4 protein-coding genes are annotated in these 13082 nt (G+C 49.9%); 1 reads left to right on the top strand and 3 read right to left on the bottom strand.

The features are described from left to right. The first annotated feature begins 74 nt into the window (after window positions 1-74). Window positions 75-407, top strand: a complete 333-nt coding sequence (locus tag ACN0YN_RS12165; RefSeq protein WP_417385276.1) for a Rieske (2Fe-2S) protein — start codon at window positions 75-77, stop codon at window positions 405-407. Between the two features lie 10 nt (window positions 408-417). Here the strand turns inward: ACN0YN_RS12165 and ACN0YN_RS12160 are convergent, their stop codons facing one another. The 3 genes from ACN0YN_RS12160 to ACN0YN_RS12150 all read right to left on the bottom strand — a co-directional run bounded on the left by ACN0YN_RS12160 (window position 418) and on the right by ACN0YN_RS12150 (window position 13070). Then, window positions 418-1101 carry a metal-dependent hydrolase gene (locus tag ACN0YN_RS12160; protein WP_417385275.1) on the bottom strand — a complete coding sequence of 228 codons (684 nt, stop codon included), beginning with the start codon at window positions 1099-1101 and terminating at the stop codon, window positions 418-420. A gap of 73 nt (window positions 1102-1174) precedes the next feature. Continuing rightward, window positions 1175-9379 carry a hypothetical protein gene (locus ACN0YN_RS12155; RefSeq protein WP_417385274.1) on the bottom strand — a complete coding sequence of 2735 codons (8205 nt, stop codon included), beginning with the start codon at window positions 9377-9379 and terminating at the stop codon, window positions 1175-1177. 181 nt (window positions 9380-9560) lie between these two features. Then, window positions 9561-13070 carry a hypothetical protein gene (locus tag ACN0YN_RS12150; protein ID WP_417385273.1) on the bottom strand — a complete coding sequence of 1170 codons (3510 nt, stop codon included), beginning with the start codon at window positions 13068-13070 and terminating at the stop codon, window positions 9561-9563. Window positions 13071-13082: the final 12 nt, after the last annotated feature.

Genomic DNA, 13082 nt, shown 5'->3' with positions numbered 1-13082 from the left:
TATAATTTTCGCACGGACAGACTCAGGAAACCTGTTCGATTGCTTCAAACCAGATGCCTCAGAAAGAACGTTTTGTGACCACTTATCATACAATTGCAAAAGTCGGTACGATCCCCGAAGGAGAAGGTCGGGCTTTTCATGTGGAAGGACTGATGATTGCCGTCTTCCTCAAAGAGGGGCAATACACGGCCATCAATGACTTCTGCCCGCATCAGGGTGCGCCTCTCTCAACCGGCTATGTGGATGAAGGGGGAGCAGTCACCTGCCCGTGGCATGCCTGGCGTTTCTGTATCAAAGAAGGAACCTGGCTGGATAATCCCAAATCCAAACTGCAGGTCCCCGTCTACCCGGTGCGGATTGAAGGTGATGAAATACAGGTCGGTCTCGATCTGGAGAAAGCAGAATAATTCAAAGTCTTCAGAGTGAGCAGGATTCACCCGGCTGCAGCACCACAGGTTCTGCGGAAGTCTGTTCCTGAATCTGACTGGCCCAGGCGGAAACATCCTGTTCGATGAGTGGCCAGGTATTGTAATGCATAGGCATCACTCTCTTGGGTTGAATCAGTTTTGTTGCCTTCACTGAATCTGCCGGTCCCATGGTGAAATTGTCGCCGATCGGCAGTATTGCCAGATCAATGCCTTCCTCACCAATCAGTTTCATGTCATAAAACAAACCGGTATCCGCAGCGAAGTAAATGGTTCCGCCATCCAGTTTCAGTAGAATCCCACACGGGCTTCCCCCGTTACTTCCATCCGGCAGCATGGATCCATGATGGGCAATTGTCAGTTTGACGGTTCCAAAGTCGTATTGGTGCGCGCCGCCAATATGCTGCGGGTGCACATTTTCAACCCCCTGCTTTCCCATCCAGTCGATAATCTCGAAGTTGGCAATCACCAGTGCTCCGGTACGCTTGGCGATGTCAACGGTATCACCAACATGATCTCCGTGCCCGTGACTCACAATGATCGCATCCGCTTCAGCAGAAGCAGCATCCAGGGTGGCAGAAGGATTCCCTGTGAAAAAGGGATCCAGCAGGATGGTTTTACCGGCGGTTTCAATCTGAAAAGTCGAATGCCCCAGCCAGGTGATGTTTGTAGCCATGATTGCCTCTGAGATTAGAGTTGAACGAAGTTAGTTTGCCTGACAGCAAGATACAACAGATCAACAATCAATTTCAAGCGGTTCGCTTAACATACAGGCATGCCAGGTAAACAGCACCGATCAGAAAGCAAGCCATGGCGAAGCCAGCAATCCCGCCAGCCAAAAATAACCAGCCAATCAAACCGATCAGAACCAGAGTGATTCCCAGCCACTTTTGTGTTGACTCTGATCGAACGATTCGTGGCAGTCCCCAGAACAAAGCAATCAGGATGGCAATCCAGAAGACCGTCCAGAGTAATGCGGAACCAAATTGCAGTGTATTATCGGGGCGTACATCTAAAGCCAGACGAGGTTGACCACTGATTTTGGTAAACTCCAGTTTGTGTCCCTGCAGCGGGATATCAAACTCCAAAGAGATACCTCCCGCCTGCGTCCAGCCAGCCAGCTGATTCTGTTGCTGTGGTTTGTCAGCCGCCGATTTCTGTTTACTACGGCGAATTGTCAATTCACTCCATTCTTTGGCATCGCTACCAAATTTGACATCGGGAGTGTACGCATCTGATAATGACTGTTCCACATCATCCAGTTGATTCCAGACATTGTTTTCTTTCCGATCACGCATTGCATGGTTGCCACCACCTCGTCTCAGGAACTTCGCTTTCCATTCCATGGTAACAGTTACAGGATTCTGTGGATCGAGAGCCTTAGCCTGTTTCGCAATCGCTTCTGCTTCCGTATAGCGACGCTGATCAACCAGTTCATTGAAATTGTCTACCAGTTCGGCTAACTCTCTGGATTTACCATCTTGCGCATGACCTTTCGATTGTATTTGAGGCCGTCCGCTTTTCTTTTCTTCCTGCAGCGGTTTCAGCTGTGGCTGCAATTGATCGGTCGTATTCTGCAGGCTCTGCTGGCGTCGGAGGGCCCGGCCATCAACGCCATTAACGTCAACGCTAAAGGAATTCACCGCATTAGGCATTTTATCTTTTTCGACATTTCGAATCGTATGACTTTTCAAACTATTCGGACCATTCGAAGGAACATGCGGTGGCCCTGGTTTACCGATGGGTGTACCTGCTTGCGACATTCCCCATTGTGTTGATTGATTTTGAGCCCTATTGGCTTCGAACAGTGCCTCATTATTTCCAATGACCAGTTGATTGAATGTCTCTTCCGAATCGAAATCAGTTTGAGCGTCTGCTTTTTCCCCCTTGGACTCACCCAGCAGTTTATCTTTTTGCGCCTGTCGCTGCTGTTCCTTTAACTGAATTTCACTGATCTGCTGTTTGATCCGCTGCCCCTGCTGTCCCTGCTGCAAACCGGAATCCAGTTTCTTTTCGAGTTGCTTCAGATTACTGATCGCGCGACTGCGAACGCGATCGCTTTTACTGCTGCTGTAAACGGAATACAGGTTCTCCACATCTTTCACCATACTGGTCAACGATTTGTCTTCCTGTACCTGATGAGATTCCACGGGAGTCATATTAGTGCGTGGATCATCCAGCCGGGGAGTCGCAGAATAATCGTCGGGGATATAAACATTCCATCTGGTCTGCGCCACGGGGATACCGTATTCCGCATTTTCCGCTGGCAGCACGACCTGGGGTGGCTGTAGATCAATGACATCTGCTCGCCAGCGAAAGGTCCCCTGGGGTAAGGGTTTGGAGAGCCGGCCTGCCAGAATCAGATTCACTTCAAACGAAAGATCTGCTGCGCTGGTTTTGGGAAGCGCCAGCAGGTAAATTGGATGTTCGGAATCAGACTTTCCTTTCTCCTGTTTTAAGAGCACTGGTGCCACGGGAACCTGTTTGACAAAGGCACTCAGGATCTGTGAATTTTCGGGAATCCGGACCGCCAGAAACTGACGTGACCGATTTCGAATTCGATATTCGGCATGCGTTTTCCAGCTGCCATCATGTGCCAGAACGGTTGTCAGTTCCGAAAGGTTAACGGCGGCGGCAGCCCCCTGATCCGATTGAAACTGTTGAACCTGAAACTGAGGCGGTTTGGCAGTCCCGATGATGCGCGCCAGCTCCATCGCCTGATTCGCGAGGGAGTCATTGATCAGTAAGGGCATTTCCTCTCGACTGACTGATACAATACTCTCCGGATTCATCAGAGAGAGCCGTGCCCAGGAATGATTGACCAGCATCAGATAATGCTGCTGTATTTCCAGTTCTGTGGTTTGTGGATCGACAAGCCCACTTGTATCCATCACGCGTACCCGGGGAATTTCAATCTGCCCTGACACAGGAGGCGCCTGTGTGGATTCCGCTGTGATAAAATAAATGCCTTCTACCGAATTCTGCAAATGAAGCGTCCATTGAACAACGGCACCACCAATCACCCGCTTATCAACCTGACGAATGGAATCCCCGCGAAAATCAAGGTGCTCTCCTAATGCCAGCGGAGTCGTAAACGATAAGGTATCTGTTGCTGCCCCCTGAATTGACCAGCGAATCGCAACAGTATGACTTACTGAAACATTACCGACAGTGGTCATCACCAGGGAATTGGCAGTAATAGAAGGCTGTGCCGGCGAGAGTTCCAGCTTGATCCATTCAGGCAGTTCGGCCGTAGAACGAAACGCAAATTGAGGTAAACGAGACTGCTGTGACTTCATCTCTGCCGGGAGCTCTTCCGCAGAAATGGCACGCCAGTCCTTCAGTTCGGGCGCACGGGCTACCAGCGAATCATCACACCAGATCGCCAGATCACTACGTACCGCAGAAACTTCCAGTGGAGTCAGAATCATAATCTCAGCTTCACGCTGGCTTGGATCGCGGGGAATGACGCCTTCGCAGTAGATTTCCACCTGGTCAGTCTTGAGTTCCGCGAACTCAACAACCAGTACCCGCATGTCGTCTGCATTCTGATCGATCACATACCAGTCATCCATGCCAGGTGCGTTCACATTCAGCACCAGATAGGATTCGGGTAATTCCAGAACAAACGTGGATTCCGGAACCCCTTTCAGCTGATATCGGATACGACTGGAAAGGCTCAGTTTGCGAGGAGAGACAAAAACAGCATGTTGCGCTACCGCCTGCTTATCAGATTGACGTCGCGACAGTGAAAACCCCAGAGACAGAGGCCGACGGGAAAAACGATAAGCCCACTGTGGTTTCAAGGTCAGGCCATCGACTTTCCAATCTGCAGACGCGGTCTCTGGATTGCTGAACTGCGCAGAATCAATCTGAATTGCGCCGCTGATTTTGTCAGGGCGTATCTGAAATTGAGGCTGAGCATAAACGCCGATAGTTCCATTTTCATTTGTTACATTTTCAGGAACAATTTGAGGCAGTTCCAGTGTACGTGACTGCTTCCCTACAGACAGAGATTGAAACGCAATCAACTTAATGCTGGTCGTCTCTTTGATATCACGTCGCAGAAATACTTTTATCTGACGGGCTTCACCACTGCCCATAATTTCCCAGCCGCCGACATCAGGGCCTGAGATGGATTGAACACGCAAGTCCTCTGAAATTTTCAAAGTTGCCTGGTTGATCTGTCCCTGCCGAACCCGATACTGGTGTGTACTTCGCAGTTCTACTCCAGCATCCTGAAGGAGAACAGCCTGTGTGGTCTGACACTGGACGATTCCCTGAATGGCCCCCCGCTCTTCGGCTGGTCTCCAGGCAATCTGGATATCGCCTCCTTCATCAATGGGCAGTTCCAGTTTCGCTATATCCGCGGATTTTACTTTTCGATATGTTGCACGAATTCCGGTAACGCTGACTTCCACATCCGGGCTGGGCAGATTGACCGTCAACCGACCGCTGGCCACATGTTGAAGATTTACCTGGAAGCTACCCGCTGAACCAGTCTGTTGAGCAGGGAGATCAAATTCCAGATCGAGAAGATGTAGCCCTGGTTTGGCAATCACGATCGAATAAAAATGTTCTGCTACTGATTTTGTCGCACTGAACCGGTTTAAGGGAAACGTCAGCAGTGTAGCTGACTCCCCATCTAAAGTGGCACTGCTGAGAGCGGCTTTGCCCAATGGGAGTGGCAGTGTGACAGGTTCGGTGCCCGTAGTATGAATGACCAGTCGTCCCGTAACATGCACCACCGCCTGCCCCGGTTCGGCCCCCGGTTTCACTTCGGCAGAATACAATGCCTGGCTGATTGCACCGAGAGAGTCTGTCTCCTGATTGAGTGGCTGGTCGGGATGGGCCGCATTCCAGAGCCGTTTGAATTCCTCGCGAGACAGAAAGATCCGTTGCGAATCCAGAGGATCTGTCCCTGCTTCGTAAGGTATGATCAGATTCTGGGGCAGTTTGGGGGAACTGACGACCGGTGTTGGTGGCATTCCAGCAGCGACTGTTTTTTTCTGTGCATAGACGGCTGTGGAATCATGGTAAATACATCCCAGCAAGATGAGTGAGGCGATTGTCGCCTGCTTTAAAGTGGGTGATTTCATTGAACCACGGAATTCTCTTTTCAGTGTTCGAACGACCCATTCAATTCCCCAGCACAGACCTGTGAGCAAGGTGCCGATAAACAGACCATCCAGTACGGAATGAAAACGGACGGGAAACAGAGAACTGCAGGCAACGGGTAACAGAATCCCAACCAACAACACCAGCAGTCGTTTGTAACAGGCTAATCGCCGCAATAACCACCCTGCCCAGAGCACGCCGAACATCACCGCCAGAAAAACCTTCTGACTTGACCGGGCCTGCTGTAAGGAAACCTGCAGCGACAGGGGCTGGTCTTGAGGTTCACCATAATACTGAAATGCCATCGTACGGAAACCCTCCGGTTGTGGCAGGGAAGCAATCACAGACAGACGTCCCCCCAGTGCCCGCTCGGGGTTAGCGACGTTCAATGGGTCTCCCACTTCTTTTTGGGGAGCTTCACCAGCAACACGATCAGGCAGGTCAGCCGGTTTTCCCTGCAAAGCTGAAGCTGGTACCGGCGTGACTTTGATGCGAGGAGACTGTGGGGATTTCGACTGCTGGAATACTTTACCCCCTTCAGTTCTGCGTTTGGATTTTGAAAGTAATCGCTGGTTAGCCATATCTGCTGGAGTGACCGCCAATGGTGATTCTACTGCCTGGGAATCATAACTCAATTTGCCTTCTGGGCTGGTACCGGGTGCACTTTCGTTTTGAACATTGAAATCGAAATCCACACCGAGGTTTGTGGGGTTGGCTTCGAATCGATCTTCCGTGCCAGCTTGAAATTCGACCCCATCATTCTCAGCTGAATAAAAATACCCGTTTCTGAATCCATGATCATGATAATTGGATACTGCAATACTGGTCTGATGAATTGAGTTTGATCTGCTTGCCACATCACTTAAGGGATGAAATTCAGACGAGATTAAACCAATGATCGCTAACAGCAGACAAAGCCCGGCGAGCAGCGTAATGACTGCACTAAATCCACCTTTGCGAAATGCAAAAACGCTGACCAGAATTGTGAGAACCAGAAAGAAGACAATCATCGATCGATTGAAGATCCCACGAGCCGATAAGAGACTAATATGCTGGCGGAGATTTTCCAGAATGCCCAGTCGAGGTAAAGGATGATCAGGAACGAAATCACCCGAACTTTCTGAGACGAAATAATCGTAGGGATAAAGAATCGACCAGGTTTGATCCAACACATTCAAAGGTTGTATTGCCCCTGTGCCATCGACAACAGAGATCTGAGGTGGAGACTGCGTTAGTTGATTTGTCCCTTGTGACGACAGCCGATTGGCATCATACAATAACTGGAGCGTGTGTGCGTTATGCTCCTGAACGTCGGAGGTAACAGGAATGATAAACGCATTCTTCGTTTTACGAACTTCGACGGGAGCACCCTGAACAAGGGCAGAAAGTAACTCAGCTCCCTCAGGTAAGGATACCTGTAATGCCTGAATTCCGACGGCAGAAAAATTGAGGAACACTTCATTCTGAACTTCACGATTCGGACCGATCACACTTTTCAGAGACATAAGTTGTGCAATGGCGGTAGGGACGGAAGTCTGATCAAAGCGTGTTTCCTGAACTTCAATCTGATGTCCGATCCCAACAAAACGATAAGCGGCTACAATTCTTTCTCGAGGCTGGTATGCGACGGGAACGGGTAACTCTGCCGCATCAATGGTCGTCAGTGTCTGCCCCCGTATTCCCGTTGCTTTGATTTTAAGCCGCTGATCCCCCTCGGCTTCGAATGCAACTTCGCCATACTGCCGGTCCGCTGACATGATCTGCAGCTGGGGAACAATGACCGATTCCCCTTTCTTGCGAGGCTGTTCGACCGTCACGCTCAGAATCTGTTTACCGCTCAAGCGACGATCCATTTTCAGATTCCAGACACGAACGCCATTCTGGGGTTCCTCTGCTACCTGTTCTAAGATCTTTCCTGCTGAATTGATTAATCGAAACTGAAGTTCCTGGCTTACGTTTTCAGGGAGAGCCACCATGAGGGAACGATAACTGCCTCGCTCGACATGTAGTGTCGTCTCGAAATGTGAAAATAAAGTCGTCGGATCAAGCCTGACATATTGCAGATGGTGTGCTACCAGCTGTAATGGTTTTCGCGAAATAGTCAGGCTGCCAGAGTATTGATTGTCCTGATACTGATATCCAAATCGCATCTGGGGAATCTGTTCCTGAAGTGGCTCCAGATTCACCAGTTCACTGGGAACCAGATCCCAGTCAGAATCCGCATTGATAATCAGTGAGCCTTCCAGAATTTTCGCCTGTGGTAATTCTACCTGGGGAATATTCAACAGTTGACTCTCGGATTCGGGAGGCCAGTTTTCCAGATCGCGATGTGCCGTCACAATCACATTGGCTTCCTGATTCGCTGACAGTGGTTGAGGAAAAGTCAGTCTGACCAGTTTGCTGCCTGCTTCCCGTGACGATTCCTTCCAGTCGATTTCCTGATTCTGCAGCGATGCGCTCAGAATCGTCCATTCAGCCGGAATCTTCACCTGGAATTCGAACAGGGGAGCAAACAGACTTTCTACGGTCGTTACCAGCCGCAAATCCATACCCTGTTCATTCAGGTCTACAACCGTTGAAGCAGCCATTTGCACTTCGGATCGTTTTTCCTGAGTCACGAGCGAGATTTCAAACTTCTGTTCCCAGAAGTCGAAGTCCAGACCTGGATCAGAAGTGGTTCGCTTCTCCCTGGAAGAGACGTCCATTGCCTTCCGACGGACGTTATTTGTTTTTTCTACCTGCAGACGAACTCCGGGAGGATAGCGTACTAAAACCGAGCCGACATGCGAGTTGACTTTTTCGACCAGCAGATTCGGAACCTGCCATGCTTCTTCTGTTTCCGTCGTCATCACACCGCGACAGACAATCTGCCGTTCGCCTTCGACCGGTTGACGATAATTCAGAGTGATCTCAGTACGGCGACGATCTTTCATACTGTCATTGAGCACCCATGACTCCAGCCCCGTAGATTCGACGCTGATGATCTCCAGATCCTGTGGTACACTTAATACCAGTTGATCGAGAGTCTGGCCAAAGATGTTCAGAGTTGTCTGTGCCTGCCAGGCGACTTTACCGGGACTGACGGAGACACCAATACCACTCCGGGCAAAGACCAGGGAATCGTTGGTCTGTTCGCGGCTCTGTTCTGTGAGTTTTAAAACGACCTGCCCGTTGCCCCCGATCGGGAATTCATATGACACTGCTTCCCCTGCAGCATCTAATGGTTTGACTTTCAATTCGTTAACAATCAGATGTTGCTTTTCAGGCAATTCGATTTTGAATTGACTGGCAACCCCCGGCAGCAGCTGGAACTGCGATACCTGGTCACTGCCCACAGTATTTAAGGGGGCTGAAAGCTGCAGCACCAGTTGATGCTCGCCCGACTTCTGACTGAAGAGTTGCAGCATTTGCGTTTTTGATGCCGAACGGGCAATCATCGCTGGTTGCTGATTCAGCTCCGCAGATTCAACAGCCAACCCGCTTAAAGGCAGATCGATTATCGTTAACCGCTGGCGAAACTGTCTGATGGATATCGTGGCTTTGATCAGTAACTGACGGTCTACAATCATCGTCTGATAGTCAGCGGCATAAATCAGAGCGTTAGACCTGGGTAAACTCAGGTCTCCTGTGCCCTGCTTTGCCTGTTTTTTTAATGCATCATACTCACTCCGCGATAACAGGACTCCACTCTTGTCTCGGGACATGATCGCATCGAGCTGATCCAGTGGCAGATAGACGGCCGTATCAGGCCATTTTTGAGCGACGGTTGGGGATCCGCTCTGTTTCGCTGTCGGATTCTCTGCCGCTAACATCTGTTGATTCAAGCTGAATTGCATCACAGAAACAGCTGCCAACAGGAGAAAAACCCCCGGGAGCACTCTCTGCCACCATTTAATTCGCCTGAGAGAAATTGTTTTGGCAGCGGAACTTGTTTTATTCAATCTCATGGCGAACCTCATGAAGTGAGTCACTCATACAAAAACTCTTAATTTGCCTGCAACATCCAACGGTCAGAAATTACTTCTCTTCGTCGGCCTGATCCTGTTCGAATTCATCGAAGACTCCCGGCGGTGGGATCACTGCCGCTGTCTGTGCTCTGGAAGTGACCTGATTATCAGCCTGGGGTGCTGTATTCACAGACCGTAGTCCTGCCAGGCCATACAAAATCCAGATTGCTATTAACGTCAGAATTCCAAACCGGGCGACATACAGCCCATGCAATACCAGATCTGCATTCGTCAATCCGATCATGGCCAGTATGAATGCCAGAAAAATCAGTACCCCAATCTTGTTTTCCCAAGGCGTCTTTCGCATTACGAAGGCGATGACGACCAGAGCACCACTTAAGATCCAGGTAGCAAATGAAAGTTTCCACCAGGAAACACTGATCTCACTGCTGTCACCCAGTCGCGTATAGGTAAAGGCGCGCCCTTCTGTGGGAAAGTCGATTAAAGATCCGGAGGAAACACCAATCCAGGAATCGAAGTGTGTTCCAGAAACATTCGTGCCTCCCCGTCGAGGAACGATCCCGTCCATGTAAGGTTCGAATTCCGGTTGAAATTCATCCGAAACATTTACCAGAGCATACTGATCGGGTACCCAGATGGCAGTTTTCAACTGCTGGACTACGACGTTTTCGCCGCTGACGCCACCCACCTGGGGAAGAGGTAGATTCAGGTTTCCGCCGAAAGAATCCGAAATCCGGGGAACAGCTTTCGTAAACAGCAGACTGACCAGGAAAGACTGATCCGAGGCCTGATCACGGGCAACGTTCACAAAATAGTTTGCCCACCCCTCTTCATCCTGACTCTGATCGGCCTTCTCCAGTGGTACAGGCTGACCTGCGACTGTGATACTCAGTGGTTCCATCCCCGCAGGTAAAGCGACTTTCAACTGTTGACGTTCACTGGATTTCATCAGATAGCGACAGCGATATGTGGACCGCCCTTCTTTGCTGACCACAACTTCCACTAGTGATTTGAGAATAATCGTCTCAACCACTTCCTGGATTTTATGTCGGGTCGAAGCAAGTGACAGAGTCACCGGCTGATTGAAATAACGAAATGCCAGAAATCCATCCTGAGGCAGAAGTTTGAGCTCCCGCAAATCAATGGGGTCCAGCTGCTCATCAAGGTCGGATGTTGTTACAGAAAGCATCTTCGACTTTCGGACTGCAATTTCACCATAGACGCGTGACAGAGCAACCTCACGCGATCGTGAGTCCCCCTCGTTCTTAACCAGGCCCAGAACTTTGACGGGAGACAAAGCGACCTCTTTTAATGCGATGTCCCCGGCTGTGGCTTCAGCGGGTTTCTGTTTCTCAGCTTTATCTTCCTCTGTTTTCTCTTCCTCATCTTCAGCTGCTTTTTCTGCAACGACGGGGTTGGCGACGGTCGCCTGTAATCCGGGAGTAATATCATAGCGTACTTCAAGGTTATAAGGCCCCTGTACGCTCCGTTGTGTGGTTACTGTCCAGACCACCCACCCATCGACGGCCTGTTCGGCCCGACTTTTCTGCTTTATCGAAGGCGCCGGTGCCGGTGAAAGTGATCGAATCTGAACCAGATCCGCAATTGCTTCAGGAACTGCAAATCGGAATGTGTCGACCCCGGCATACTGAACCTGGTAATTGATCCGGGTCGTCACTTCTGCGATCTGCTCTTTCACATCAATACTGGTTGCCACATCCGCGACCAGACGTGTCGGCCGGATACGAATCTGAACCGGAATCTCTACCGGACGGCGGTTATAATCCCACATGGAAGCCAGTGAAAGATTTCCGGACTTGAGACGATTTGAGGATGTTGACGGCTGGGCACCAACGACATCCGGATTGCTGATAATCAGTTCCATTGCCTCAGGTGCAAAAATGGCGACCTGTCCTGTTTCCCGTTCCACGTTGACCGGCTCAAGCAAGGGGACGTTTACCGTCGATTCTTGATCGGCTTTTTTAAAGTCCCGATGCGCACGAATCTGTACTTTGAGATTCCCCTGATATTTCTGCTGTAAAGCAATGGTCAACAATCGTGACTGCTTATCAAAGTTGTATTCTTTCAAGCCCGGCACATTGACGGAATCGATCTCCAGTTCTTCCGGAACTTTCAACTGGAACGAAAAAATGCCGGCACGCTGAATGTCATATGTCAGCTGCGCTCCCAGTCGGATTTCATCTTCTCCAAAACTGCACTCACTCAACTGGTTCACAAAGATTCGAGCTTCCAGAGGCTGCACTTTAATCTGCAATCGGGCCGAAGGATTAAAGAAGCGATAGTAGACGGCATCCGGCCTTTGAATACTCTCGGGAATTCCAGCAGTTTCACTTCGTGTGACCCCCGATGTTTCAGTCACGGTAAAGGTCATGCTTTCACCTGGGGTGATGGCAATCTGACCGCTTTCCCGAATGACATCCAGGGCATGGATTCCATAAGTCGCAGAATCGGATTTTCCCAGAATTTGAAATGGTTCCTCAGGGATTTCTTTTTCGGTGTGAACCTGAATGGATGCCCCGCTCTGTAACTTATTGAGAAACTCTATCAGTACCACCTGCTGATCTGATTTTTTCTCAACCTTCCAGCTCTTGATCTTGGTATTGGAAGAAGACAGATCCAGAATACGATCATTCAGAGGGACTGTAATACGTGCCGTCTGCATATCGCCCCTGAGTACATCGTATTTCAATGTAGTCTGAGTATGGACCAGACCATCCCGAATGGAGACCAGAGTTGAATTTTCAACACTGGCTAACAGATCCATTTCCGGCTTTGAACTTTCACGGGGATACCAGAGAGCACTGATCTGATCGGTGGCACCCAGCGTGGATTTCACAAGAGTGGCATCAGCAGGCGACTTGGCAGGCAGCCGCACCAGTTGCGGGGTGATCTTAACGGTCTGATCAGACTCGGGAATCAACAGTTCCAGAGTTGTAATTCCGACTGTCGGACAGACGAATTGAATACTCCGCCCCTCGGGTGAATTCTTCACTCGCGTCAGCAGTTCAATCTGCACCTGTTGCTCCCCTTTTTCGGAGAGTAACAGCGTATAGCTGCCTTTTCCGGTTCCTCTTAAAAACACTTTTGATTTGGGAGAGCTGACTTTTCCAATGGCGGCGTCACCGAATTGCAGTGGCACTTCTACCCAGGGATCCCCCAGGACCTGGATTGTCAGGTCACATTGAATTCGGGCGACATTCTCTTCAATCTTTGCCTGATAGCTGGAACTAGTGACAACAGCTTTCGCTGGAAATTTCAAGCTGTTCTCTGTGCCTGCTCCCACTGATTTTGACCAGAGTTCCAGATACTCAAGGTAGGGAATAAAGATCGTGGCATCTGATTTATCGAATACATCCTTGATGTTTTTGAACGGGACATAAATCAGACGATCCCAGTCATCCTGCTTTTTATCCGTAGTAGCAGCCGGCTTATCGGCCTCTACAGTCGATTGTGCATGTGAGCTAACCGGTAAACCCAGATAGAAACAGGCGATGATAGAAAACAGCAGAAAACGAGGTGCGCGTCTCAGATATCGCATATAACCCACCCT

It is taken from the genome of Gimesia sp. (assembly GCF_048260065.1).
In the GTDB taxonomy this organism is placed as follows: domain Bacteria; phylum Planctomycetota; class Planctomycetia; order Planctomycetales; family Planctomycetaceae; genus Gimesia.
The sequence above is the reverse complement of the archived record's forward strand: the minus strand, read 5'-3'. Positions and strand labels throughout refer to the sequence as shown.